This is a genomic window from Streptomyces sp. Act143 (assembly GCF_003143935.1).
Taxonomy (GTDB): Bacteria; Actinomycetota; Actinomycetes; order Streptomycetales; family Streptomycetaceae; genus Streptomyces.
This window is the reverse complement of the sequence record NZ_QFRX01000001.1, coordinates 3,628,748-3,652,971: the sequence shown is the minus strand read 5'-3', so window position 1 is coordinate 3,652,971 and position 24,224 is coordinate 3,628,748. Positions and strand designations below refer to the sequence as shown.

Annotated in this window: 22 protein-coding genes; 8 read left to right on the top strand and 14 right to left on the bottom strand. The window is 71.3% G+C overall.

The features are described from left to right. Positions 1 to 52: 52 nt before the first annotated feature. A complete protein-coding gene (locus tag DI272_RS16150) occupies positions 53 to 703 on the bottom strand; it encodes a response regulator transcription factor (protein ID WP_109496052.1) in 651 nt (216 codons plus the stop codon). After that, positions 700 to 1,869 (bottom strand): sensor histidine kinase, encoded by a 1,170-nt coding sequence (locus DI272_RS16145; protein ID WP_258314576.1) that lies wholly within the window; start codon positions 1,867 to 1,869, stop codon positions 700 to 702. The genes DI272_RS16150 and DI272_RS16145 overlap by 4 nt, the downstream gene beginning before the upstream one ends. Before the next feature lie 152 nt (positions 1,870 to 2,021). On the opposite strand from DI272_RS16145, the gene DI272_RS16140 reads away from it, so the two are divergent. Then, a complete protein-coding gene (locus DI272_RS16140; RefSeq protein WP_109496050.1) occupies positions 2,022 to 2,555 on the top strand; it encodes a hypothetical protein in 534 nt (177 codons plus the stop codon). On the opposite strand, the gene DI272_RS16135 is transcribed toward DI272_RS16140, so the two are convergent. The 3 genes from DI272_RS16135 to DI272_RS16125 are packed head-to-tail and all read right to left on the bottom strand — an operon-like array spanning position 2,552 to position 4,696. Next, complete coding sequence (locus tag DI272_RS16135) at positions 2,552 to 3,139, bottom strand: cob(I)yrinic acid a,c-diamide adenosyltransferase (protein ID WP_109496049.1); 588 nt, start codon at positions 3,137 to 3,139, stop codon at positions 2,552 to 2,554. The two genes, DI272_RS16140 and DI272_RS16135, sit on opposite strands and share 4 nt — an antisense overlap. A gap of 13 nt (positions 3,140 to 3,152) precedes the next feature. Next, positions 3,153 to 3,902, bottom strand: a complete 750-nt coding sequence (locus tag DI272_RS16130) for an ABC transporter permease (RefSeq protein WP_109496048.1) — start codon at positions 3,900 to 3,902, stop codon at positions 3,153 to 3,155. Positions 3,903 to 3,913: 11 nt separating this feature from the next. After that, positions 3,914 to 4,696, bottom strand: a complete 783-nt coding sequence (locus tag DI272_RS16125; RefSeq protein ID WP_109496047.1) for an ABC transporter ATP-binding protein — start codon at positions 4,694 to 4,696, stop codon at positions 3,914 to 3,916. An 80-nt stretch (positions 4,697 to 4,776) separates the two neighbouring features. On the opposite strand from DI272_RS16125, the gene DI272_RS16120 reads away from it, so the two are divergent. The 4 genes from DI272_RS16120 (at position 4,777) to DI272_RS16105 (ending at position 9,709) form a co-directional block, all read left to right on the top strand. Next, positions 4,777 to 5,418, top strand: a complete 642-nt coding sequence (locus DI272_RS16120; RefSeq protein WP_109500862.1) for a TetR/AcrR family transcriptional regulator — start codon at positions 4,777 to 4,779, stop codon at positions 5,416 to 5,418. Positions 5,419 to 5,555: 137 nt separating this feature from the next. Beyond that, positions 5,556 to 6,404: a 3-hydroxyacyl-CoA dehydrogenase family protein gene (locus DI272_RS16115; RefSeq protein ID WP_109496046.1), complete on the top strand. Its 849-nt coding sequence runs from the start codon at positions 5,556 to 5,558 to the stop codon at positions 6,402 to 6,404. A gap of 192 nt (positions 6,405 to 6,596) precedes the next feature. Next, positions 6,597 to 6,920, top strand: a complete 324-nt coding sequence (locus DI272_RS16110) for an STAS domain-containing protein (RefSeq protein ID WP_109496045.1) — start codon at positions 6,597 to 6,599, stop codon at positions 6,918 to 6,920. Positions 6,921 to 7,195: 275 nt separating this feature from the next. Continuing rightward, on the top strand, positions 7,196 to 9,709 hold the full coding sequence (locus DI272_RS16105; RefSeq protein WP_109496044.1) for an ATP-binding protein: 2,514 nt from the start codon (positions 7,196 to 7,198) through the stop codon (positions 9,707 to 9,709). A gap of 136 nt (positions 9,710 to 9,845) precedes the next feature. On the opposite strand, the gene nucS is transcribed toward DI272_RS16105, so the two are convergent. Continuing rightward, on the bottom strand, positions 9,846 to 10,517 hold the full coding sequence (nucS, locus tag DI272_RS16100; protein WP_109496043.1) for an endonuclease NucS: 672 nt from the start codon (positions 10,515 to 10,517) through the stop codon (positions 9,846 to 9,848). A gap of 254 nt (positions 10,518 to 10,771) precedes the next feature. Here nucS and DI272_RS16095 point away from each other — a divergent pair, with 254 nt between their 5' ends. Next, positions 10,772 to 11,164, top strand: a complete 393-nt coding sequence (locus DI272_RS16095) for an SCO5389 family protein (protein ID WP_097269047.1) — start codon at positions 10,772 to 10,774, stop codon at positions 11,162 to 11,164. A gap of 82 nt (positions 11,165 to 11,246) precedes the next feature. Here DI272_RS16095 and DI272_RS16090 read toward each other — a convergent pair whose 3' ends face one another. Next, complete coding sequence (locus DI272_RS16090; RefSeq protein ID WP_109496042.1) at positions 11,247 to 12,281, bottom strand: LLM class flavin-dependent oxidoreductase; 1,035 nt, start codon at positions 12,279 to 12,281, stop codon at positions 11,247 to 11,249. Between the two features lie 223 nt (positions 12,282 to 12,504). On the opposite strand from DI272_RS16090, the gene DI272_RS16085 reads away from it, so the two are divergent. Further along, on the top strand, positions 12,505 to 12,834 hold the full coding sequence (locus tag DI272_RS16085; RefSeq protein WP_109496041.1) for an ATP/GTP-binding protein: 330 nt from the start codon (positions 12,505 to 12,507) through the stop codon (positions 12,832 to 12,834). 19 nt (positions 12,835 to 12,853) lie between these two features. On the opposite strand, the gene DI272_RS16080 is transcribed toward DI272_RS16085, so the two are convergent. The 7 genes from DI272_RS16080 to mce form a co-directional block, all read right to left on the bottom strand. Next, positions 12,854 to 13,732: an ABC transporter permease gene (locus DI272_RS16080; RefSeq protein ID WP_109496040.1), complete on the bottom strand. Its 879-nt coding sequence runs from the start codon at positions 13,730 to 13,732 to the stop codon at positions 12,854 to 12,856. Next, entirely contained in the window at positions 13,729 to 15,135 is a 1,407-nt protein-coding gene (locus DI272_RS16075; RefSeq protein ID WP_109496039.1) for an ABC transporter ATP-binding protein, read from the bottom strand. Before DI272_RS16075 ends, DI272_RS16080 begins: the two co-directional genes overlap by 4 nt. Positions 15,136 to 15,267: 132 nt before the next feature. Then, positions 15,268 to 16,038, bottom strand: a complete 771-nt coding sequence (locus DI272_RS16070; protein WP_109496038.1) for an ABC transporter permease — start codon at positions 16,036 to 16,038, stop codon at positions 15,268 to 15,270. 2 nt (positions 16,039 to 16,040) lie between these two features. After that, positions 16,041 to 16,994 carry an ABC transporter ATP-binding protein gene (locus tag DI272_RS16065; protein WP_109496037.1) on the bottom strand — a complete coding sequence of 318 codons (954 nt, stop codon included), beginning with the start codon at positions 16,992 to 16,994 and terminating at the stop codon, positions 16,041 to 16,043. Positions 16,995 to 17,122: 128 nt separating this feature from the next. Further along, a complete protein-coding gene (locus DI272_RS16060) occupies positions 17,123 to 18,061 on the bottom strand; it encodes a cellulose-binding protein (RefSeq protein ID WP_109496036.1) in 939 nt (312 codons plus the stop codon). A gap of 203 nt (positions 18,062 to 18,264) precedes the next feature. After that, entirely contained in the window at positions 18,265 to 22,176 is a 3,912-nt protein-coding gene (scy, locus tag DI272_RS16055) for a polarized growth protein Scy (protein WP_109496035.1), read from the bottom strand. 210 nt (positions 22,177 to 22,386) lie between these two features. Further along, positions 22,387 to 22,827, bottom strand: a complete 441-nt coding sequence (gene mce / locus DI272_RS16050) for a methylmalonyl-CoA epimerase (protein WP_109496034.1) — start codon at positions 22,825 to 22,827, stop codon at positions 22,387 to 22,389. A 148-nt stretch (positions 22,828 to 22,975) separates the two neighbouring features. Here mce and DI272_RS16045 point away from each other — a divergent pair, with 148 nt between their 5' ends. Beyond that, positions 22,976 to 24,172, top strand: coding sequence for an acetyl-CoA C-acetyltransferase (locus tag DI272_RS16045; RefSeq protein WP_109496033.1), 1,197 nt, complete (start codon positions 22,976 to 22,978; stop codon positions 24,170 to 24,172). Positions 24,173 to 24,224: the final 52 nt, after the last annotated feature.

Below are 24,224 nucleotides of genomic sequence, written 5' to 3'. Positions count from 1 at the left end.
AAAGGTCTGGACCATCGGTCAATAGGTCTGGACCACTCTCGTATGCAACCGCTCAGACACCCAACTCCTGCGCAAGGACGGCCGCTTGGACCCGGCTCCGCAGCTCCAGCTTGCCCAGGAGGCGGCTGACGTGCGTCTTCACCGTCGCCTCCGCCATGTCGAGGCGCCCCGCGATGTCGGCGTTGGACAGTCCCTCGCCGAGGCAGGACAGCACCTCGCGTTCACGGCGGGTGAGGGAGTCCAGGACGGCTGGGTCCGCGCTCGACTGCCGTACGGGCTTCGCCGCGAACTCGGCGATCAGGCGGCGGGTGACGGCCGGGGCGACGATGCCCTCGCCGCGGGCCACCGTGCGGACGGCCTCGATCAGGGCCTTCGCCTCCGTGTTCTTCAGCAGGAACCCGGCCGCGCCCGCCCGCAGCGCCCCGAACACGTACTCGTCGAGGTCGAAGGTGGTCAGCACGAGGACGTCCGCGAGTCCCTCCTCCGTGACCTTCCGGGTCGCCGACACCCCGTCCAGACGCGGCATCTGGACGTCCATCAGGACCAGGTCCGGCCGCAGTTCCCGGGCCAGCGCCACCGCCTGCTCGCCGTCCGCGGCCTCGCCGACCACCTCGATGTCGGGGGCGCTGCGCAGGATGAGGACGAGGCCCGCCCGGACGGCGGACTGGTCCTCGGCGACGAGCACACGGACGGGGCGGATCATGCGGGGTCTCCTTCGGTCAGGGGGAGCATCGCCCGTACCGTCCATGACTCGCCCTCGGGGCCTGCCTCGAAGGTGCCGCCCAGCAGCGCGACCCGCTCTCGCATCCCGACCAGACCGGAGCCGGAGCCGGGGGCGCGCGGGCCGTCCCGGTGACCGTACGGGCTGGTCACGAGCACGTCGAGGGAGCCGTCGCGCCGGGCCAGGGTGACGGTGACGGGGCCGGGGCAGGCGTGCTTGAGCGCGTTGGTCAGGGACTCCTGGACGATTCGGTAGGCGGCCAGCTCGACGGGGGCGGGCACGGTCGTGCCGTGCCCGGCGTCCAGCGTCACGTCGAGACCGTTGGTGCGGGCGTCCTCGACCAGGGCGGCGAGACCGTCGAGGGTCGGGACCGCGCTCGGCTCCTCGTCGCCGTCGCGCAGGATGCCGATCAGCCGGCGCATCTCCGCCAGCCCCTTGACGCTGTTCTCGCGGATGACGCCGAGGGCCTCCGCGGAGGTCCTCGGATCGTCCAGCGACAGCGCGGCGGTGGAGTGGATCGCGATCGCGGACAGATGGTTGGCGACCATGTCGTGCAACTCCCGCGCCATCCTGGCGCGTTCGGCGACGACGGCCTGGCTGCGGTCCATCTCCGCGAGCAGCGCGGTCTGTTCGGCGCGCAGCCGGGCGGCCTCGGCGGCGTCGCGGTGGTTGCGGACGATCCAGCCGGTGGCGGCGGGCCCGTACGCCACGACCCCGACGACCACACCGATCAGCAGCGCCTCCGGCACCCGCCACACCGCGAACGGCACCAGCGTCGCGACCACCGTGAGCAGGCCGGTGATCCACTGGATGCGGCGGGCGGAGGCGAGCGGGCCGTACAGGACGGCGGCGTAGACGAGGTCGGTGAACATCAGCACCGAGGCGAGGCTGCCCTGCGTCACCAGGTCCGCGCAGATCGCGAGCGTGCCGGTCAGCAGGGCCGCGCGCGGTGCCGCGCGGCGCAGCAGCTCGCAGCCGGCCAGCACGGTGAGCGGCACCAGCACCGGCCAGGGCCCGTCGAAGAGGGTGATCGGGTCGTCGGACGGCCGGGTGCCCAGCCCGAAGAGCACCAGCAGCAGGCCGCCGAGCAGCCCAGCGCCCGCGATGTACACGTCGAAGCGGTGCGGGCGGGGCAGTCGTACGGCCATGTCCCCATGAAACACGGCCGCCGGGCCGCCCGCCTGATCCCCGGGGACGGTCCTGGACTGCATCTTTCGATGTACGGCGGGTTCGTCAGCGACGACGACGAAAGCGGGGGACCGCGGCCCGAACCTGGGAGAGGAGGGAAGGGAGCGGGTTCATGATCGTCGGACTGATCGTCGCGTGCGAGGTGGCGTTCTGGGTGCTGCTGGCCGCCGGGCTGGCCTTCCGGTACCTGCTGAAGATGCCGCGCCTCGGCCTCGGCCTCCTGCTGTGCGAGCCGCTGCTGGAGCTCATGCTGTTCACCGTCACGGCGATCGACCTCCGCAACGGCGCCGAGCCCGACTGGAAGCACGGCCTGGCCGCCGTCTACATCGGTTTCACCGTGGGGCTCGGCCACTCCACGGTCCGCTGGGCCGACGCCCGGTTCGCCCACCGCTTCGCGGGCGGACCGCCGCCGGTACGGCCGCCGAAGTACGGCACGGCCCGCGCCGTCCACGAATGGAAGGTCGCGGGCCGCTGGGTCGTCGCCGCGGTCGTCGCCCTGGCCCTGCTCCAGGCCGCGATCTGGTACGTCGGTGGCGCCGGCGAGACCGACTCGCTGCGGGCGTGGCAGCAGCGCATGCTCTGGCTGATCGGCATCAACCTCGTCATCGCCGGGAGCTACACCCTGTTCCCCAAGCGGGAGCGCTAACGCTCCCCGCCGGGCACCCACAGCACGTCCCCGACCTCGTTGTTGGCGGTCCGGGCCAGGATGAACAGCAGGTCCGACAGGCGGTTGAGGTAGGTCGCGGTCAGCGGGTTCATGCTGCCGTTCTCTCCTTGGGCGCCGTGCACCTCCAGCGCCGCCCAGGTGGACCGTTCGGCGCGCCGGACGACCGTGCACGCCTGGTGCAGCAGGGCCGCGCCGGGCGTGCCGCCGGGCAGGATGAACGACCGGAGCTTCTCCAGTCGCTCGTTGAAGCGGTCGCAGTCCGCCTCCAGCTTGTCGACGTAGAACTGCTCGACCCTGAGCGGCGGGAACTCCGGGTTCTCGACCACGGGCGTCGACAGGTCGGCGCCGACGTCGAACAGGTCGTTCTGCACGCGGGTGAGGACCTCGACGATCTCCTCGTCGAGGCCGCCCAGCGCGATCGCCGTCCCGATCACCGCGTTCGCCTCGTTGGCGTCGGCGTACGCGGAGATCCGCAGGTCGGTCTTGGCGACCCTGCTCATGTCGCCGAGGGCGGTGGTGCCCTGGTCGCCGGTCCTGGTGTAGATGCGCGTCAGATTGACCATGGGCTCAGCCTAGTTACGCCCCGGCCGTCCGGAAGACGCGTGTGCCCACTGTCACGGCGAGCGCCGAGAAACCGAGGGCGACCAGCACGCCGTACGCCATGTGCGCGGTCGTGTACGCGCCGACGTACGCGTCCCGCATCGCGTCCACCAGATAGCGGAACGGCATGAAGTGGGACAGGACGTCCAGCCAGGCCGGGCCCAGGGTCATCGGGAGCATCAGGCCGGACAGCAGCATCGACGGCATCGACACGGCGTTGATGAGCGGACCGAACTCCTGGGGCGTGCGGACCTTCATCGCCACCGCGTAGGACAGCGAGGCGAGCGAGACGGTGAGCAGCCCGACGAAGGCGAAGCCGATCAGGATGCCGGCGAGTGGCGCGCGCAGCCCCATCACCAGCGCGGCCAGCACCAGCAGCACCGCCTGGAAGACGAAGACCGTCGCGTCCCGCAGCACCCGGCCGAGGAGCAGCCCGAGCCGGCTGACGGGCGTGACCCGCATCCGGTCGACGATGCCCGACCCCTTCTCCAGGATGATCATGAACCCGGCGAACAGGGCCCCGAACAGACCGAGTTGCAGGAGCAGCCCCGGCACCAGCACCTGCCACGAGCTGCCCCGCCCGCCGAGCGGCAGATCGGTCAGCAGCGGGCCGAAGAACAGCAGGTACAGCAGCGGCATCAGCACCCCGAAGAGCAGTGCGAAGCGCGAGCGCAGGGACTGGCGCAGATAGCGGCCGTAGATGAGCGCGGTGTCGTGGAGAAGCATGTCGCGGGGTCCTATACGGCTACGGGGGCGGCGTCGGCTGGGGTGGCGCTGCGGCCGGTGATGGCGAGGAACGTGTCCTGGAGCGTGGCGTCGATCGAGCCGCCGTGCTCCAGCTTGAGCGCGCTCGGCGTGCCCTCGGCCACCACCACGCCACGGTCGACGATCACCAGGCGGTCGGCGAGGGCGTCGGCCTCGTCGAGGTAGTGGGTGGTGAGGAAGACGGTGGTGCCGTGCTCGGCGCGCAGCCGCCGGATCAGGTCCCACAGGTCGGCGCGGCTGCCGGGGTCGAGGCCGGTGGTCGGCTCGTCGAGGAAGAGGACCTGCGGGCGGTGGGTGAGCGCCATCGCGATGTCCAGGCGGCGGCGCTGGCCGCCCGACAGCTCCCCGCACTTGCGGTCGAGCAGCTCGGTCAGGCCCAGGTCACGGGCCAGCTCCGCGGCGCGTTCCTTGGCCTGGGGCTTGGTCAGGCGGTACATCCGCCCCTGCGTGACGAGTTCCTCGCGCACGCTGATCTGCGGGTCGACGCCGCCCGACTGGGCCACGTAACCGCAGACCCGGCGCACCCCGGCCGGGTCCGTGGCGAGGTCGTGCCCGGCGACCGTGGCGGTGCCGCCGGTCGGGGCGAGCAGGGTGGTGAGCATGCGCAGGGTGGTGGTCTTTCCGGCGCCGTTGGGGCCGAGGAAGCCGAGGATCTCGCCCTCGCGGACGGTGAGGTCGATGCCGCGCACGGCCGCCACGGGGCCGTGCTTGGTCTGGAAGGTACGGGCCAGTCCGGCCGTACGGATGACGGTCATGGCCCTAGAAAAACAGGGTCTCTTAAATTTTGCAATGGCCCCAAAGTTTCATGGAGTCCAGCGAAGCTAGGATGGTGACCATGGCAGAAGGGCTCAGGGAGCGGAAGAAGCGCGAGACGAGGCAGCGGATCTCGGACATCGCCACCGGGCTGTTCCTGGAGCACGGCTTCGTGACCGTGACCATCGCGGAGGTGGCCGAGGCGGCCGACGTCTCCGTCAACACCGTCTACAACTACTTCCCCGCGAAGGAGGACCTCTTCTTCGACCGGTCCTCCGGTGTCGTCGAACAGCTCTCGCGCTGGGTGCGGGCCCGGGACGCGGGGGAGTCCGCCGCCCGCGCCGTCCTGCGCGAGCTGCGCGGCGAGGCCGAGGCGGTCTCGCCCAGGCTCGGCCTCATGAAGGGCTACGACCGCTTCATGCGCTGCATCCACGAGGCGCCGCCGCTGCGTTCGCGGCTGTGGAGTCTCCAGCAGGAGATCCACGACCACCTCGAAGCGACACTCCGGGAGGAGACCGGCGCCGCCGACGCCGACCCGCTGCCGGGGCTGATCGCCGGTCAGATCTGCTGGGTCCACTCGGAAGTGTTCGTCCACATCGGGCGAGAGATGGTCGCAGGGCGCAATCCGGGCGAAGTGTCGCGTGAGGTACTGGTGCTCCTGGACGACGTCGAGGAGCTGTTGAGCGAGAAGGTGCTCAACTACGCCGTACGAGACCCCTCGTGACGTCTGCCGGTGTGATGTCCGTCAGATGAGACGTGACGCGCATTACTTACCGGTCACACAGCCCCTCACGAGCGCTAGGGTCCGCCGGAGAGGCAACTTAAACAGCGTGTAAGGCGTTCAAAAGGGGAGTCGCAACAGTGGCACGGAAGCTTGCCGTCATCGGCGCCGGCTTGATGGGTTCCGGGATCGCCCAGGTCTCCGCGCAGGCGGGCTGGGACGTCGTCCTGCGGGACGTCACCGACGAGGCGCTGAAGCGTGGCACCGACGGCATCAAGGCCTCGTACGACAAGTTCGTCAGCAAGGGCAGGATGGAGGCGCACGACGCCGACGCCGCCCTCGGCCGGATCACCGCGACCACCGATCTCGACGCCGCCGCGGACGCCGACATCGTCGTCGAGGCGGTCTTCGAGAAGCTGGAGGTGAAGCACGAGATCTTCCGCACGCTCGACAAGATCGTGCGGGAGGACACCGTCCTCGCCTCCAACACCTCCGCCATCCCGATCACCAAGATCGCGGCGGCCACCGAGCACCCCGAGCGGGTCGTCGGCGTCCACTTCTTCTCGCCCGTGCCGATGATGCGGCTCGTCGAGCTGGTCCGCGGCTACAAGACCAGCGACGAAACGCTCGCCACCGCGCGGGAGTTCGCCGAGTCCACCGGCAAGACCTGCATCGTCGTCAACCGGGACGTCGCGGGGTTCGTGACCACCCGGCTCATCTCGGCGCTCGTCGTCGAGGCCACCAAGCTCTACGAGTCGGGTGTCGCCACCGCCGAGGACATCGACCTCGCCTGCAAGCTGGGCTTCGGGCACGCCATGGGCCCGCTCGCCACGGCCGACCTCACCGGCGTCGACATCCTGCTGCACGCCACCAGCAACATCTACACCGAGTCCCAGGACGAGAAGTTCGCTCCGCCGGAGCTGATGCGCCGGATGGTTGACGCCGGTGACATCGGGCGCAAGAGCGGGCAGGGCTTCTACTCGTACTGATCAAGACGGGCAGGGCTGCTGCTCGTACTGATCAGGAACCGAAATCACACACGCCCCTCAGGTGTCACACCGGGGGGTGAATTCGGTATCGGTTCGCTTACAGACGGCAACCTCTGACCGCTTTGCGCAGTCAGAGGTTGCATCACCGGACATCACATTCGCGGAGCACGAGACGCACCACGGGGAGCGCATATGTTCATCAGGGGCGACCACGCCGAGCTGGTCGTCGGGGGCCGCCTCGACGTCCGCAGCGCGGCGGACGCCCGTACGGTCCTGCACTCGGCCGTCGACGACGGAGTCGGCGATCTCGTGCTGGATCTGTCCGAGCTCGACTCCTGGGACGCCACCGGACTCGGGGTGATCATGGGGGCCCACCGCAGGGCCGGCCGCTGCGGCCGGCGCCTGGTGCTGCGCGACGTACCGCCGCAGATGCAGCGCCTGCTGGTGGCCACCCGGCTGCACCGGATCCTGGCGATCGAGGGCGGCATCGGGGTGGAGTCGCTGCCCTGGGTGTGAACCCTTGTGTGGAAGCGGTGTGAGGGCCGGGTGTTGCCATCGTGAAGAGCGCGGTGAGCACAATCCTCACGAGACTGTGACGTCTCGGACGGCGCGGTACCCCGGGCTGTCGTAGATACTGTGCGAAGGTTTAGGGTTCGGTCGCCCGCTGGAAGCACGTCCCTGAACGAGCGGGCCCGGACCAGAAGCGACAGCGCGGTGTGCAGCAGGCCGGAGGGGGCCTGGGTCCCGGCGGACCCACGACACACGAGACGCTTTTGGGGGGCTTGAAACCTATGGACCCGAACAACCGGGGACCCGAGGAGTACGGCCACGAAGGTGACGGCAGCGCGCCGCGCCAGCGTCCGCCCCGGGATCCGCTCACACCCGACTTCGGCCAGAGCGCGCCCGCCCTGGCCCGCACGGTGCAGCTGGTCTCCGGCGACCACCTGCTCACCGTCAACCCCGTCGACGGCAGCGAGATAGAGGCCTGCCCGCCGGGCGAACGCCCCGCCCGGCCGCAGAAGCTCAGCGCCGTCGCGCGCGCAGAGGCCGACCGCGCGGCCCGCCCGCCGGCCCCGCCCGGCCCCACCCCGCCCCGGCTGCCGCTCCTGGAACGCCAGGACGAGCGGGAACGGCTCGTGCGGCTGCTCGCCCGCGGTCGCTCCGTCCGCCTCACCGGCCCCGCGGGCTCCGGCCGCACCAGCCTCCTCGACGTCGTCGCCGAGGACTGCTCGGACCTCGCGCCCGACGGCGTCGTCCGCCTCAACGGCTTCCACCGCAGCGCCGACGACCTCCTCCACGACCTCTTCTACGCCGTCTACGACGCCCCCCTGCACCGCCCCGGCCACGAGGACCTGCTCGCCCTCGTCCGGGAGATCGGCGCGGTCGTCGTCCTCGACGACGTCGAGTTCGGCGGCGCCGCGCTCGACGACCTGCTCGACGCCACCCCCGAGTGCGCCTTCCTGATCGCCGCCACCCCGGACGTGCCCGCGCCGTCCGCCGACTCCGCTCTCGAAGAGGTCTTCCTCGGCGGCCTGGACCGGGCCGGGGGAGTGGAGCTCCTGGAACGTGCCGTCGGCCGCGTCCTCACCGAGGAGGAGGCCAACTGGGCCGGCGACCTGTGGTTCGAGTCCGAGGGCCTGCCGCTGCGGTTCGTGCAGGCCGGCGCCCTGCTCCGGCAGCGCGACGAACTGCGGGCCAGCGCCGACGCCTTCGACGAGTTCGGCGTCTTCCAGGGCGCCCAGGTCGACGCCCCCTACGACGCCGGCGACGGCCACGACGTGCCGCTGCCCTCGCTCGCCGAGGGTGCCGCGCCGGCCGCGCTGCTCGCGGGCCGGCTCAGCGAGTCGGCGCGCGCCGCGCTGCGGTTCGCCGTGGCGCTCGACGGCGAGATACCGCACCAGGCCCATCTGCCCGCCCTCGTCGGCGACACCCACGCGGACGCCGCGCTCGGCGAACTGCTGAGCTGCGCCCTCGTCACACCGGTCGGCTCCCGCTACCGGCTCGCGGCGGGCGTGCGGACGCAGCTGGCGAGCGCCGGGTACGGCGACGACATCGAGGACCAGGCCCTGGCCGCGGCCCGGCACTACGCCTGGTGGGCCGGACACCCCTCGGTCACGCCCGAGCGGGTGTGCGCCGAGGCCGACGCCGTGCTCGCCGCCCTCGCCGTGCTCGTGCCGGTCGTCGCGCCGCCCGCCGACGGCGAGGACAACGTCACCGTCCAGCTGGCCCGCACCGCCGCGCCCGCGTTCGCCGCCGGGCTGCACTGGAGCGCCTGGGAGCGGACCCTGCGGTTCGGCGCCGAGGCCGCCCGGGTCTCCGGCGAGGTGGGCGAACAGGCGTACTTCCACCATGAGTTGGGCATCCTCGCGCTCTGTGCCGACCAACTGGACCGGGCCCGCGCCGAGCTGGAGGCCGCCATCGCGCTGCGCGGTGCCCTCGCCGACAAGCGCGGCACCGTCGCGGGCCGCCGTGCCCTCGCCCTGGTCGCCGACCGGTCCGGCATGCCGTCGGCCCTCACCGCGACCGCCGGTGAGGAGGTGCCCGACGCCCGCCACGAGGAGTCGCAGTCGCCGCCCGGCGGCATCCCGGCGGCCTTCCCGCCGCTCCAGCCGCCGAACGACACCGCGACCCTGGTCACCCACCGGGCCGTGGCACCCGCAGGGCCCGCCCCCAACCGCAAGGCCCGCGGCGGCCTGAAGGGACTCGCCCGGCGCAACCTCGTCGCGGCCGGCGCGGGCGCCCTCCTCGCGGCCGTCCTCGGCACGGTGGTGACGCTCGGCGCCACCTCCAACCAGGACACCGACGACCCGTCCACCAAGGTCGGCGTCAACCCGTCGGCGAGCCAGGGCACGGACGACGGCAGCCTCGGCGCCGACGTGCCGAAGAGCGACGACGGCAAGGGCGACACCGGCACGGCCACCAGCCGCCCGACCGACCCGGGTCCCGACGGCACCTTCGGCACGTCCGACGACCCGACGCCCACCGAGTCCGCGCAGCCGTCCGACGACCCGAGCGGGACCAGGCCGCCGTCGTCGAGCTCGCCGTCGAAGACCCCGACGACCAGGCCGCCGTCCTCGTCGACCAGGCCGCCGACGTCGTCCACGCCCACGCCGACGCCGACACCCACCGAGTCCGAGACGTCCGCCCCGCCGTCGCCGACGACGAGCCCGACGCCCACGGAGGAGCCGTCCACCACCAACTCCGCCAGTGGCCCGGCCTCCTCCAGCGCACCGGCCAGCGCCCCGGCGAGCAGCGCCGCGGGGACGCCGAGCACCTCGGGTTCGGCGTCGGACGCGGTGATCTGACGCGCGTACGCATGCGCTGAGGGCCGGATTCCACGATGGAATCCGGCCCTCACCGTCGTCATGGGAAGGCCCCTCAGGCCCCCTCAGGCCCCCTCAGGTCCCTCAGGCCCGTCGGCGCCCCTCAGGCCCCGGTCGGTCAGAAGAGCCGCAGCTTGTCGTCCTCGATGCCGCGCAGGGCGTCGTAATCGAGAACCGTGCAGCCGATGCCGCGATCGGTGGCGAGGACGCGGGCCTGGGGCTTGATCTCCTGGGCGGCGAAGATGCCGCGGACCGGGGCGAGATGCGGGTCGCGGTTCAACAGCTCCAGGTAGCGGGTGAGTTGCTCGACGCCGTCGATCTCGCCGCGCCGCTTGATCTCGACCGCGACGGTCTGGCCCTCGGCGTCCCGGCACAGGATGTCGACCGGGCCGATGGCGGTCATGTACTCGCGGCGGATGAGGGTGTAGCCGTCGCCGAGGGTCTCGATGCGGTCGGCGAGGAGCTCCTGGAGGTGCGCTTCCACGCCGTCCTTGATCAGGCCCGGGTCGACGCCGAGTTCGTGCGAGGAGTCGTGGAGGATCTCCTCCATCGTGATGATCAGCTTCTCGCCGGCCTTGTTGATGACGGTCCAGACGCCCTCTTCGTCGCCCGCCCCCTCCTTCAACGTGCAGGGCGGCGACATCCAGTTCAGGGGCTTGTAGGCCCGGTCGTCCGCGTGGATCGAGACGCTGCCGTCCGCCTTCACGAGGATCAGGCGGGGCGCGGACGGGAGGTGGGCGGTGAGCCGGCCCGCGTAGTCGACGGAGCACCGGGCAATGACGAGACGCATGGTGGGCAACGCTACTCGACGGCCCGGCGTGGAAGCGATTCGGCCCGTAGCACCCGGAACGACCCCTGTTCATTTGTGGCCGATTGTGTGCCCATTGGGGCCCCTCTATGTACGCAATCTCCTGGTGCCGTCACGGTCGGTTGCCTACCGTAGTAAACGGGAGGTCGTGGGGCATGTACTCAGCGTGTTCGGCCTCACGGACTCCCTCATCTGTCCGGCAACCCCTGTTGTTCGGGGGTGCGAGAGGAGAACCCATGTCGCTCGACGTCTCACCGGCCCTACTCGAGAAGGCCGAGCGAGGCGAGGTCGACGAAGCGGAATTCGTCGACTGCGTCCGGACCTCCCTGCCCTACGCATGGGAGATGATCAGCTCCCTGGTGGCCCAGCTGAAGGTCGACGGCGGTTCCTTCGCCGACAACCAGACGCCCCCGCCGGACGAGCAGGCGCGCGGTCAGCTGCTGCGTGCGCTCGCGAGTGACGCGATACGCGGCGCGCTGCAACGGCACTTCGGGGTACGGCTGGCCTTCCAGAACTGCCACCGAGTGGCAGTGTTCCCCCTGGACGCCTCGGTGGACGAGACGTTGGCCCGCTTCACCTCGGTCCGCAGTCAGCTGCTGAACCAGTCCCCGGAGTTCCGGGACTGCTGACGCAGCGAGCCGTCTTGCTTGCCGCTCCGTACGCGGGAGGTGCATTCAGTACCGGGGCGGCAAGCTCTGCGCGGGGCCATGGTCAGCCGAGGTGAGGGAGCACCTCGGCGCCCAGCCTGCGTACGTTCTCCTCGGTGGCCGCGAGGTCGCCCGAGCCCTCGACGAGCAGGGCGAAGCGGGAGATGCCGGTCCGCTCGCTGGTCGCGGCGAGCCGGTCGGCGCACAGCCGGGGGGTGCCCACCGGGTGCAGCCCGCAGAGCAGTTCGGTGTACGCCAGGGGATCGCGCATCGAGCGGTGCCGCCCGTCGACCGTCACATGGGCTTCCAGCCCCTGCCGCAGCCAGCCCGGCATCGCCTTCACCAACGCTTCCACGGCGTCCGTGCGCTTGTCCGCGATCTGGCAGACGCCGGCGGAGACATGGGCCGCGCCCGAGATCTCGTCCTGCGAACGGCCCGCCGCGCGTGCGTGGTTGCGCCACAGGGCCACCATCTCCGCCTTCTCCTCGTCCCCGACATGCATGCCGAGCAGCATCGGCAGCCCGCGCTCGGCCGCCAGCTTCACACTCGCCGGGGACGTGCACGCCACGATGACCTCGGGGCCGGAGCCCGGCTCGTCCGACAGGGACTCCGACGGACGGGGTACGACGGGCACCTCGCGGAAGCGGTAGCGCTCGCCGTCGGCCGCGACGGACGGTTCGCGCAACCAGCGCACCAGCAGATCGAGTGATTCCGGGAACCCCTTCTCGTACGCCGCGAGCCCCGAGCCGAACACCTCCAGATCGACCCACGGCCCGCCGCGCCCGACGCCCAGCGAGAAGCGCCCGCCGGACGTGAGATGCAGCAGCGCGGCCTGTTCGCCGAGGGCTACCGGGTGGGCGGTGGGCAGCACGCTCACCGCGGTGCCGACATGGAGCCGGCGGGTGCGGCCGAGCAGTAACGCGGCCAGGGTGATCGCCGACGGGCAGGTGCCGTACGGCACGAAGTGGTGCTCGGCCAGCCAGACCGAGTCCAGCCCCGCCTCCTCGGCCACCTCGGCCGAGCGGACCGCGCGGTGCAGCGCCTCCCCCTGGCCCTGTCCCGGGAACTGGGCCGCCAACACGAAACTTCCAACGCGCATGTGCTTTTCCTGCTTCCTTGGCTCCGACGCGGAGCTCCCCCACCCGGCATAACCGTCTGACACGTGCCGAGGACACGGCCTGGCGAAGAGATTTGCGGATTGTCTGCCGAATGCGGCGTCCGCATGGGGGACTTGCGGGGGTTGGTGCCCTTCGCGTACCCCTGTCCACGCCGCGTAGGCTGGACACGGCCCGTGTTTCCTGTATAGCCCCGAGAGGTGTTCCGTGTCCCCGCGTCGCAACCGACCCAAGGGTGCCGATTCCGGCCGGAGCGCCGAGGACGACCGGTCCGGCCGGTACGGCGGCTGGCAGTCCACGGAGAGCTGGCAGGGCGAGGAGTGGAACGTCCGTCATGTGGCGGGGGCGAGTGCGCAGGGCAAGTCCTATCGCTGCCCGGGCTGCGACCAGCTGATCCCGGACGGCGTCCCGCACGTGGTGGCCTGGCCCGACCACTCCGGCGTCGACGAGCGCCGGCACTGGCACAAGGCCTGCTGGAACGCGAAGGACCGCCGCACCACGCGGGTGCAGCGGTCCCGTAACGCGCCCAGGTTCTGAACGTCTTCGGGCGTCCTGCTCAGACGTCCCGCTTCTCCAGCAGCGCGCAGGCGCCCGCGAACGCGACGGCCGTCACGCCGAGCATGATCCACAGCGGGTCCCAGCCGGACGGGCCGGACTCGGTCAGCGAGTTGGAGTAGAAGACGCTCAGCTGGTTCGGGATGGAGTACTCGAACAGGGCCTCGCGCAGCTTCTCCAGCGAGGACGAGAACATGAACAGCGCGATGACCAGCGGGGCCAGCACCACGCCGATCATGATGGTGATCGCGCCCGCCGAGTGCCGGATGATCGAGCCGATGAGCAGCGAGAGCAGGCCGAGCAGCGCCAGGTAGAGCGAGATGCCGAGGGTGCCCTTGAGCCACTCGCCGCCCGAGGGGTCCCGGACGCCGGTGCTGTCCAGCAGGGCCACGTCCGCGAGGGCGACCAGGAGCGCCGACCCGAAGGTCACCACGAAGGCGACGGCGAAGAACACGATGGCCTTCGCCGTCAGCACCCGGACGCGGTTGGGGCACGCGGTCGTCGTGGTGCGGATCATGCCCGTGCCGTACTCGGAGGCGGTGGTCAGCACGCCGAGCGTGATGACGCACATGCTGCCGAGCAGCAGCCCGAAGAAGCCGAACGACAGCGGGTTCTCCCCGGCGAGGTCGGTCTCGCCGGCGCTGCTCGACACCACCACGGCGGCCAGCAGACCGATGCCGACGACGAGGAGGATGAACACGCCGAGCGTCCACATCGTCGACCGCACGGAACGGATCTTCGTCCACTCCGAGGCGATCGCGTGCCCGAGGTGCGTGCGGACCACGGGGATCGGCGAGGTGTACGTCGGGTACGCGGGGGCGGGCGCCGCCTGCCAGTGGGGCGCGGCGGCCTGCGGCATCGGAGGCTGGGGCGTGCTCATCGGGCGTCCTCGGGCTTGGTCAGGTCGGCGGCGGGCTGGGCGGGCGCGGCGCTGGGCGCGGGGGCCGGGGCGGCGGACTGCGGGGCGGCGGCGGGCTGCGCGGCCGACGGCGCCGGGGCTGCGTCCGCGGGGGCCTGCGCCGGGGCCTGGGGCGCCGGAGCACCGACCGGGGCGGCCTGGGGCGCCTGCGGAGCCGTGTGGGCGTACGGATTGGCCGTGCCCGCGCCGGCGGCTGCGGGCGGAGCGGCCGGTGCCTGAGCGCCGTACGGACCGGCGGGCGGCTGGGCGCCGCCGGGGGCGCCCTGGGCGGCGTACGGGCCCGCCGGGGGCTGTGCGGCGCCGTACGGGCCCGCCACCGGTCCGCCCTGCGCAGCGGACTGCTGGGGCGGCGGCGGGGCGTACCAGTCGGGCTGGCCCTGGCCGGGCACCGGCATCGGGGGCTGCGCGCCGGGCGGCAGGGGCTGCATGAGGCCGGCCTTCTGGTCGATCGTCGAGCGGTAGTCGACGGCCCCCTGCGTCATCCGCATGTACGCCTCCTCCAGCGAGGCGGAGTGCGGGGACAGCTCCCACAGGCGTACGTCGGTGTCGTGGGCGATGTCGCTGATGCGGGGGAGCGGCAGCCCGGTCACCCGCAGCCCGCCGTCCTGCTCGGGCATCACATGGCCGCCCGCCTCGGTCAGCGCGGACGTCAGCTTCTCGCGCAGCTGCGGCTCGGTGTCCGGCGTGCGCACGCGCGCGAATCCGGCCGAGTTCGCCGCGATGAAGTCCTTCACGCTCATGTCGGCCAGCAGCTGCCCGCGGCCGATCACGATGAGGTGGTCGGCGGTCAGCGCCATCTCGCTCATCAGGTGGGAGGAGACGAAGACCGTACGGCCCTCCGCCGCCAGCGCCTTCATCAGGTTCCGCACCCAGAGGATGCCCTCGGGGTCGAGGCCGTTGACCGGCTCGTCGAAGAGGAGGACCTGGGGGTCGCCGAGGAGCGCGGCGGCGATGCCGAGCCGCTGGCCCATGCCGAGCGAGAAGCCCTTGGAACGTTTCCGCGCCACGTCCTGGAGACCGACCACACCGAGCACCTCGTCGACCCGGCGGGCCGGGATGCCGGAGAGCTGGGCGAGGCACAGCAGGTGGTTGCGGGCGTGCCGGCCGCCGTGCACGGCCTTGGCGTCGAGGAGGGCACCGACCTGGCGGGGGGCGTTCGGCAGCTTGCGGTACGGGTAGCCGCCGATCGTCACCTGCCCCGAGGTGGGGTTGTCCAGGCCCAGGATCATCCGCATCGTCGTCGACTTGCCGGAGCCGTTGGGCCCCAGGAAGCCGGTGACGGCACCGGGCCGCACCTGGAAGGAAAGGTTGTACACAGCGGTCTTGTCGCCATATTGCTTGGTCAGGCCGACTGCCTCGATCATGCTCCGCACCCATCGAAAGGTTCAGGACAGCAGGGCGCACGCCCCCGTAAGGGTTAGGAGCTTATCCGGGCGCTGACGGTTCCACTCAAGAGCAAGCAAAGCCCGAGTGCTGTCAGAAGTCCCCTTTTCCTGTCAGGCGTCCCTCTTCTTCAACAGCACGTACCCGCCCGCGATCGCCGCCACGACCCACACCACCATGATCGCCAGCCCGCCCCAGGGGCCGTACGGAGTGTCGTCGTCGACGGGGGTGACCACCTGCATGATCTTGCTGCCGGCCTGGTCGGGCAGGTACCGGCCGATCTTCTTGGTGGCCGGGACATTGCCGAGGATGTTGGAGATCAGGAAGAAGAACGGCATCAGGATGCCCAGCGACAGCATCGGCGAGCGCAGCATCGCGGCGACGCCCATGGAGAACATCGCGATGAGGGTCATGTAGAGACCGCCGCCGATCACCGCGCGCAGCACGCCCTGGTCGCCGATGTGCGCCCGGTGCTCGCCGAGCATGGCCTGCCCGAGGAAGAACGCGACGAAGCTGGTGGCCAGGCCGACGACGAGGGAGAGGCCGGTTGCGACCGCGATCTTGCTGAACAGGAAGGTGCCCCGCTGCGGCACGGCGGCCAGCGAGGTGCGGATCATGCCGGTGCTGTACTCGTTCGAGACCACCAGCACCCCGAACACGATCATCGCGAGCTGGCCGAGGCTCATCCCGGCGAAGCTGATGTAGGTCGGGTCGAAGGAGAGCTGGTCCTTGCGGTCCATCTTGTCGAACTCGTTCTTCGACAGGGCCGAGATCAGCATGCCGAGCGCGAGCGTGACGACCACGGCGAGGGAGAGCGTCCACACCGTGGACGCCACCGACCGGATCTTGGTCCACTCGGACCGGACGACCTGGGCTGCCGCCATGGTCAGTTCCCCTTCCAGCCGTCTCCCCAGGTCTGCTGCTCCCGGGGCGTCTCGGCGTGCGCGTGGTACTCGACCGACTCGGCGGTCAACTGCATGAACGCCTCCTCCAGGGAGGCCTGCTGGGGGCTGAGCTCATGCAGCACGATCTGGTGCTGCGCCGCCAGCTCCCCGATGTGCTCGGGCTTGCCGCCGTCGACCTCCAGCGCCCCGCCACCGGTCTCCACGACCGTGATCCCGGCCCCGTGCAGCACGTCCAGCAGCCGCTCGCGCTGGGGGGTGCGGATACGGACGTACGACCGCGAGTTCTGCTCGATGAAATCGGCCATGGACGTGTCGGCGAGCAGCCGGCCCTGTCCGATGACGACCAGGTGATCCGCGGTCAGCGCCATCTCGCTCATGAGGTGACTGGACACGAACACGGTCCGCCCCTGCGCGGCCAGCGATTTCATGAGGTTGCGGATCCAGTGGATGCCCTCGGGGTCGAGCCCGTTCACCGGCTCGTCGAACATCAGGATGCGCGGGTCGCCGAGCAGCGCGCCCGCGATGCCGAGCCGCTGGCCCATGCCGAGCGAGAACCCCTTGGCCTTCTTCTTCGCCACCGCGGTCAGGCCGACGGTGTCGAGCACCTCGTCGACCCGGCCGCGCGGGATGCCGTTGCTCTGCGCGAGGCAGAGGAGGTGGTTGAAGGCGCTGCGCCCGCCGTGCATGGCCTTGGCGTCCAGCAGGGCGCCGATGTACCGGAGGGGGTCCTTCAGCCGGTCGTAGTGCTGTCCGTCGATCCGGACGTCGCCGGCGGTGGGCCGGTCGAGGCCGAGCATCATGCGCATCGTCGTCGACTTGCCGGCGCCGTTGGGACCGAGGAAGCCCGTGACGATGCCGGGCCGGACGGTGAAGGTCAGGTTGTTGACCGCGACCTTCTCGCCGTACCGCTTGGTCAGGCCTTCGAGCTCGATCATGCGGCCACGCTAAGACGGGCCCTGGGGCGCTGCCACTTGAGCCTGTCGCCGGTACGACGAAGGGCCCGCACCGTTCGGGGGAGAGGGTGCGGACCCTTGTCGTTGCCGTCAGGCGGTGTTACCGGGACTTACCGGGACTGCTGCGCCGGAACCCCACGGGAGATCGGCTCGTCGTCCGTGGCCGGGGAACCGGCCGCGGCCACCGCGGCGCCCGTGAGCGTCGCGAGCATCTCGCGGACGTTCGTGAGCTGGGCGTTGATCGAGTCGCGGCGGTTGGTGAGGGCGGCCAGCTCGCGCTCGGATTCCGAACGGATGCGGTCCGCCTTGGCGTTCGCGTCCGCGACGATGTCCTCGGCCTGACGCTGGGCCGTCTCCACCGTCTGGCGGGCGCGGCGCTCGGCGTCCGTGCGCAGCTTCTCGGCCTCCAGGCGGAGCTGCTCCGCGCGGTGCTCGATCTCCGCGAGACGCTTCTCGGCCTTCTGCTGGCGGGACGCGAGGTCGCGCTCCGACTGCTCGCGACGCTTGGCGAGGTTCGTCTCGAAGTCGGCGGCGGCCTGCGCGGCCTTGGCGCGGGTCTCCTCGAAGAGGGCGTCCGCCTCCTCGCGCTTGGACTGCGCGTCCTTCTGGGCCTCGCTGCGCAGCTGGGAGGCGTCGCTCTTGGCCTTCTCGACGATCCGGACGCCCTCGTCCTCGGCCTTGGCCTTGCGCTCCGCGGCGAACGACTCCGCGTCGTTGCGCACCTGCTGGGCCGCCGACTCGGCGAGCTCGCGGTGCTGCTCGGCCGCGCGACGGGCCTCCTCGCGCAGGTCCTTCGCCTCCTCCTCGGCGAGGCGGAGGATCTTCTCGACACGCGCGCCGAGACCGGCGTACGACGGCTCGGCGTCGCTTACCTGGGCCTGGGCGTTCTGCGTCTCGAGGTGGAGCTCCTCGATGCGCTTTTCCAGAGCAGTGATGCGGGTGAGAGCGCTGTCACGGTCGGAGACGAGCTTGGAGATCCGTTCGTCCACCTGAGCGCGGTCGTACCCACGCCGCACAAGCTCGAAGCCGTAGGGGGAAGTGTCGCTCATGGGGTTCCTGTCAAATGAGACCGGTGAGGTGATAGGGGGAATCCTAGGGGCCGAAGCGGTGTGTCATCGAGCGGATACGTGTTTGATCTGGAGAATGACACCCCTTTTGAGTGGCTAACCCTCGGACGGCTTGCCAAAAACTTGGTCAAAGGCCCCAGACGGCACCGCAGTTCGACTGGTTGTGACCAGCCGGAACCTGTCGGTTAACTGTCCGAAGGCTTACCCGAACGAGGGGCACCGACCGAGACGCCCGCCTTGACGCCGCCGTCCTTGCCCCCCGCGGGAGCCTCGAAGGATTCCAACGCCTCCAGGACGTCCTGGACACGGGAGATCTCGGCATTGATGTCCTCGCGGCGCCGCACCAGGATCTCCAGCTCGCGCTTTCCTTCCTCCACCGTGCGCTTGGCCTCGCGGATCGCCTCCGCCTTGAGCTCCTCGGCCTCCTTCACGAGGGCCGACTTCTTCTGCTCGGCCTCCTTCAGGAGCAGCTCGGCCTTCTTCACGGCGGCGATCCGGACCTTGCCCGCCTCCGAATTGGCCTCCGAGACCAGCTCCTTGGCCTTGGCCTGCGCCTTCGCCAACTGCTCCTCGGACGCCTTGATGAGCGCGTCGCAGCGGTCGCCGGTCGACTTCATTGTCTCGGCGGCCTCGCGGCGGGCCCGCTCGTGCAGGTTCTCGATCTCGGTCGTGATGCGGTCGCGCAGCTCCTCGGCGCGCTCCCTTATGGCGGTGGCGTCCCGGCGCGCCCCGACGAGCAGCTCGTCCGCGTCCGTACGGGCCTTCTCCACCAGGGAGTTGCCCTCGACCGTCGCCTCGGCGACCAGCCGGTCGGCCTCCTTGCGGGCCGCGCCGACCATGGTGTCGGCCTGCGCCTCCGCGTCCGCGGTGGTCTTGTGCGCCTGCGTCTGCGCCTCGTTGAGCAGCTTGTCGGCCTCGGCGGTGGTCTCCGTGATGAGCGTGTCCACCTGCTCGGCCACGTCCTGGCGCCGCTTGGCGGCGTCCTTGCGGGCCTCGTCGAGGGTGCGCTCGGCCTCCTCGCGCGCGGCGCCGACCGTGCGCTCCGCCTCGGCCCGGGCGTCGGCCTTGACGCGCTCGGCCTCGGTGCGGATGCGCTCGGCGTGCTGCTGGGCGGAACCGACCGTCTCGGCGGCCTCGGCGCGCAGCCGCTCCGCGTCACCGGTGGCGTCCGCGATGAGCCGCTCGGCCTTGGCGACGGCCTCGATGCGGACCCGCTCGGCCTCGGCGGCGGTCTCCTGACGCAGCCGCTCCGCGTCGGCGACCGTGTCCTGACGGAGCTGGTCGGTGTCCCGGATGGTGTCCGTGGTGAGCCGCTCGGCCTCGTTGCGCGCCTCGGTGATGAGGGTGTCGGCCTGCGAGGCCGCGTCCGAACGGATGCGGTTGGCGTCCTCACGGGCGTCCGCCCGGGTCCGGGCGGCGGCCTGGTCGGCCTCGGCGAGCGCGTCGGAGGCCTCCGTGCGCACCCGCTGGGCGTACTCGGACGCGTCCGTGCGCACCCGCTCGGACTCGGCCATCGCGTCCGCCATGGTGCGCTCGGCGAGCGCCTTGGCGGCCTCCGACTCCTCGTTCGCCTCGCGCCGGACGCGGCCCGCGTCCTCGCTGGCCCGCTCCCGCTCGGCGTAGGCGTCGGCGCGGACCCGGTCCGCCTCCTCCTCGGCCTCCCGCCGAGTACGGTCCGCCGCGTGCTCGGCGGCACTGCGCAGCCCGGCGATCTCCTCCTGGGCCTGCTCGTGCAGCCCGGCGACGGAGTCCCGCACCTGCTGGGCGTGCTGCTCGGCGGCGGACACCATCTCGGTGGCCCGCCGGTCGGCCTCCTCGACCAGCCGCACCGCCTCGGCCTGCGCCTCCTCGACCCGGTTGCGCGCCGAGGCCAGCAGCTCCTCGCTCTGCTCGCGGGCCCGCTCCCGCTCCTGGTCGGCCTCGGTACGGGCCGCGCCGAGGGTCTCCTCGGCCTCGCGACGCCGCCGTACGGCCTCCTCCTGGGCGGCGGCGAGCGTCTCCGACGCCTCCGCGGCCAGCCGCTCGGCGGCGGCCTGCGCCTCCGCGCGGACCCGGTCGGCGGTGTCCTGGGCCTCCGACTTCAGCCGCTCGGCCTCGGCCGCGGCCTCCGAACGCAGCCGTACGGCGACGGCCTCGCCCTCGGCCCGGGACGCGGACGCGTCGGACGCGGCCTCGGTGCGCAGCCGTTCGGCCTCCGCCTCCGCCTGCTGCTGAAGCGTGCGGATGCGGTCGGCGGCCTCGGCGCGCAGCCGGTCGCTCTCCTCGGCGGCCTCGCGGCGGATCCGCGCTGCCTCCGCGCGGGCCTCGGTCAGCGCCTGCTCGGCGGCGGCGAGCCGCTCCTCGGCCTCGCCCTGGAGCCGGCTCAGCTCCTCGGCGGCCTCGGCGCGACGGGTCTCTATGGCGCGCTCGGTCTCCTCGCGCAGCTCGCGCGCGGCCTGCTCGGCGTCGTTCTTGATGCCCTCGGACTGCTCGATGACCTCTTCGCGGTGGCGCTCGGCCTCCTGCCGGGTGCGCTGGAGGGTCTCCTCGGCCTGCCGGCGCAGCGTCGTCGCCCGCTCGATGGCCTCGGTGCGGACCTTCTCGCTGTCCGCCGTCGCCGTCTGGCGCAGCTCGTCGGCGTCCGCCTTGGCCTTGGCCAGCAGCTCCTCGGCGGTCTTGGCCGCCTCCTCGATCTGCTGGACGGCCTCCTTGCGGGCCTCCGCGCGGATCTTCTCGCCCTCGGCGACCGCGTCGGCGCGCAGCTGCTCGGCCTCGCCGCGCAGCCGCCGGGCCTCCTCCTGGAGCTCGACCGTCTTGGCGCGGTACTCCTTGGTGTCGTCCTTGGCCGCGCCCTTGAGCTGCTCGGCCAGGTCGTGCGCCTCGGCGCGCAGCCGGTCCGCCTCGGCCTCGGCCTCGGAACGGATCCGCTCGGCCTCCTCGGCGGCGGCCTTGGTGGTGTTGCGGGCGTCCTCGGACGCCTTGTTGAGGACGTCCTCGGCGGTCTTGGCAGCCTTGCCGAGCTGGGACGCGGTCTCCTCGGCGGTGATCGTGCGGGCCTTCTCGGCGGCCTCGGCGACGATCTTCTCGGCCTCCGCGCGGGCGTCCGCGACGATCTGCTCGGCGTCCGCCTTGGTGGTCTCGGCCTCCTGGGTGGCCTCGCTGACCAGCCGGGCGACCTGCTCCTTCGCCGTACGGACCCGCTGTTCGTTGGCCGACTCGGCGCTCGACAGGGCCTTCTCGGCGGCCGCCTTGGCCTCGGTGACGAGCTTCTCGGCCTCGGTCTGCGCCTTGCGCAGTGCCTCCTCGGCCTCGGTCATCCGCTGCTCGGCGGCCCGACTGAGCTCGCTGGCCTGGCGGCGGGCGGCGTCCGACTCGGTCGCCGTGGAGCTGCGCAGCTGCTCGGCGTGGTCGGTGGCCTCCTGGGCCTGGGTGGACGCCGCGTTCAGCAGCCGCTCGGCGTCCGCGCGGGCCCGGCGCAGCAGCTGCTCGGCCTCCGCGCGGGCCGACTCGGCCTCACTGGTCAGCCGCTGGCGGGCCTCGGCGGTGAGCCGCTCGGCCTCCGCGCGGGCGGCCGCCATGGCCTGCTCGGCCTCGGCGCGGGACTCCTCCAGGAGCCGGCGGGCCTGCTGCTCGCTGCGGGCGCGCAGCTGCTCGGCCCACGCCACGTTCTCGTTGACGTGCGACTCGACGGTCTGGCGGCGCTCGGCGAGCTCCTGGTCCAGCTGCTGGCGACGGGTGACCGCCTCCTGGTGCAGCTCCGCCTGGAGCCGCGCCGCGTTCTCGGCGTGCTCCTGGAGGATGCGCTGGGTCTGCGCCCGCGCCTGGCTCAGCTCGCGCTCGGCGTCCTGACGCAGCTGGTCGGCCTGCATCTGGGCGTTACGGAGCAGCTGTTCGGCCTGGTAGCCGATGTCGCCGCCCGAGAACTCGGGCCGGGACATGATGGTGCGGCGCGCCTCGTGCAGCTTGGCGCGCAGCACCTCGACCTGGTAGCCGAGGTCCTCGGCGTGCTGGATCGCCTTTTCCCGCTCGGTCTTCAGCCGATCCATCTCGGCCTCGAACCGAGAGAGGTGGTCGACGTCAGCCGCCGGCTCTCGCTCCTGGCGTTCGTAGCCCCGCACTGCGCGGTCCCATCCGTCCCCTGGTCGCAAGTCTGGCCAAACGAGCTCCGTCCGTCCGCCGAACGAGGCCCCCGGGGAATGGTGTCAGATCAACGGCAGAGCCTGGGCTGCTGCCCCGACGCTCGCCCCCCGAAACCCGGACCCCGGCATGCGGCCACCCCTGTTGTCGGGGCGACCGCCCCCAACCCTACCGGCCCATATGTACGAGGGTCAGTGCTCAGGTGACTCAACCGGCGCCGAAGTGACCAGTTCTGTCAGTACGCCATGGCAATCCTTGGGGTGCAGGAAGGTGATTCGTGACCCCATGGAGCCGCGTCGCGGCTCCTCGTACAGAACGCGTACGCCCTTGCTCTTGATGTCCGCGGCGTCCGCGTCCACGTCCGCCGTGCCGAAAGCGATGTGGTGGACGCCCTCGCCGTTCTTGTCGAGCCACTTGGCGACGGTCGAGTCGGGGCGGGTCGGCTCCAGAAGCTGCAGGTAGGAGGCGCCGCCGTCGGAGGTTTCGTTGATCTTGAGCATGGCCTCGCGGACGCCCTGCTCCTCGTTGACCTCGGAGTGGAAGACCTCGAAGCCGTAGGTGGCCCTGTAGAACTCGACAGTCTTGTCGAGGTCGAAACAGGCGATCCCGATGTGGTCGATTCGCGTCAGCATGGTGTTCAGTGCAGCGCTAGAGAGATGGTTACGCAACGTGCCAGCGATCACACTGACGGGCCGGTGACGGCACGGAGTGCCACTCAGTACATTCGAAGTAAACCCTCGTTCACTCCTCGGCTGTCCAGCTGGAAGGGGATCGCACCTCATGTCTTCCGGAACTACTTCTGTGATCGTCGCGGGCGCTCGTACGCCCATGGGACGGTTGCTCGGTTCGCTGAAGTCCTTCTCCGGGGCCGACCTCGGCGGCTTCGCGATCAAGGCCGCCCTCGACCGTGCGGGGATCGGTGGCGACCAGGTCCAGTACGTGATCATGGGCCAGGTCCTCCAGGCCGGCGCCGGTCAGATCCCGGCCCGTCAGGCCGCCGTCAAGGGCGGCATCCCCATGAGCGTCCCGGCGCTCACCATCAACAAGGTGTGCCTGTCCGGCCTCGACGCCATCGCGCTGGCCGACCAGCTGATCCGCGCCGGCGAGTTCGACGTGATCGTCGCGGGCGGCCAGGAGTCCATGACCAACGCCCCGCACCTGCTGCCCAAGTCCCGTGAGGGCTACAAGTACGGCGCCATCGAGATGCTCGACGCCATGGCGTACGACGGGCTGACCGACTCCTTCGAGGGCATCGCCATGGGCGAGTCCACGGAGAAGCACAACACCCGCCTCGGCATCCAGCGCCCCGAGCAGGACGAGATCGCCGCTCTCTCCCACCAGCGGGCAGCCGCCGCGCAGAAGAACGGCGTCTTCGAGGCCGAGATCACCCCGGTGGAGATCCCGCAGCGCAAAGGCGAGCCGGTCGTCTTCAGCAAGGACGAGGGCATCCGCGGCGACACCACGGTGGAGTCCCTCGGCAAGCTCCGCCCGGCGTTCACCCGCGACGGCACCATCACGGCCGGCACCTCCTCGCAGATCTCGGACGGTGCGGCGGCCGTGGTCGTGATGAGCAAGGCCAAGGCGCAGGAGCTGGGCCTGGAGTGGATCGCGGAGATCGGCGCCCACGGCAACGTGGCCGGTCCGGACAACTCCCTCCAGTCGCAGCCCTCCAACGCGATCCTGAACGCCCTGAAGAAGGAGGGCCTGGAGGTCTCCGACCTCGACCTGATCGAGATCAACGAGGCCTTCGCCGCCGTCGCGGTCCAGTCAATGAAGGATCTGGGCGTGTCCACCGAAACGGTGAACGTCAACGGCGGAGCCATCGCCCTCGGCCACCCGATCGGCATGTCCGGCGCCCGGCTGGTCCTCCACCTGGCGCTGGAGCTGAAGCGGCGCGGCGGCGGGGTCGGCGCGGCGGCGCTGTGCGGTGGCGGCGGTCAGGGTGACGCGCTGATCGTGCGGGTACCCAAGGCCTGAGTTCTCCTTTCAGGACCTCTGCAGGACCTCGGTAGGACCTCTTTGTGAACGG

Coding starts and splice junctions, on each gene's coding strand:
- DI272_RS16150 (WP_109496052.1), bottom strand. CDS start 703: ATGATCCGCCCCGTCCGTGTGCTCGTCGCCGAGGACCAGTCCGCCGTC.
- DI272_RS16145 (WP_258314576.1), bottom strand. CDS start 1,869: ATGGCCGTACGACTGCCCCGCCCGCACCGCTTCGACGTGTACATCGCG.
- DI272_RS16140 (WP_109496050.1), top strand. CDS start 2,022: ATGATCGTCGGACTGATCGTCGCGTGCGAGGTGGCGTTCTGGGTGCTG.
- DI272_RS16135 (WP_109496049.1), bottom strand. CDS start 3,139: ATGGTCAATCTGACGCGCATCTACACCAGGACCGGCGACCAGGGCACC.
- DI272_RS16130 (WP_109496048.1), bottom strand. CDS start 3,902: ATGCTTCTCCACGACACCGCGCTCATCTACGGCCGCTATCTGCGCCAG.
- DI272_RS16125 (WP_109496047.1), bottom strand. CDS start 4,696: ATGACCGTCATCCGTACGGCCGGACTGGCCCGTACCTTCCAGACCAAG.
- DI272_RS16120 (WP_109500862.1), top strand. CDS start 4,777: ATGGCAGAAGGGCTCAGGGAGCGGAAGAAGCGCGAGACGAGGCAGCGG.
- DI272_RS16110 (WP_109496045.1), top strand. CDS start 6,597: ATGTTCATCAGGGGCGACCACGCCGAGCTGGTCGTCGGGGGCCGCCTC.
- DI272_RS16105 (WP_109496044.1), top strand. CDS start 7,196: ATGGACCCGAACAACCGGGGACCCGAGGAGTACGGCCACGAAGGTGAC.
- nucS (WP_109496043.1), bottom strand. CDS start 10,517: ATGCGTCTCGTCATTGCCCGGTGCTCCGTCGACTACGCGGGCCGGCTC.
- DI272_RS16095 (WP_097269047.1), top strand. CDS start 10,772: ATGTCGCTCGACGTCTCACCGGCCCTACTCGAGAAGGCCGAGCGAGGC.
- DI272_RS16090 (WP_109496042.1), bottom strand. CDS start 12,281: ATGCGCGTTGGAAGTTTCGTGTTGGCGGCCCAGTTCCCGGGACAGGGC.
- DI272_RS16080 (WP_109496040.1), bottom strand. CDS start 13,732: ATGAGCACGCCCCAGCCTCCGATGCCGCAGGCCGCCGCGCCCCACTGG.
- DI272_RS16075 (WP_109496039.1), bottom strand. CDS start 15,135: ATGATCGAGGCAGTCGGCCTGACCAAGCAATATGGCGACAAGACCGCT.
- DI272_RS16070 (WP_109496038.1), bottom strand. CDS start 16,038: ATGGCGGCAGCCCAGGTCGTCCGGTCCGAGTGGACCAAGATCCGGTCG.
- DI272_RS16065 (WP_109496037.1), bottom strand. CDS start 16,994: ATGATCGAGCTCGAAGGCCTGACCAAGCGGTACGGCGAGAAGGTCGCG.
- DI272_RS16060 (WP_109496036.1), bottom strand. CDS start 18,061: ATGAGCGACACTTCCCCCTACGGCTTCGAGCTTGTGCGGCGTGGGTAC.
- mce (WP_109496034.1), bottom strand. CDS start 22,827: ATGCTGACGCGAATCGACCACATCGGGATCGCCTGTTTCGACCTCGAC.
- DI272_RS16045 (WP_109496033.1), top strand. CDS start 22,976: ATGTCTTCCGGAACTACTTCTGTGATCGTCGCGGGCGCTCGTACGCCC.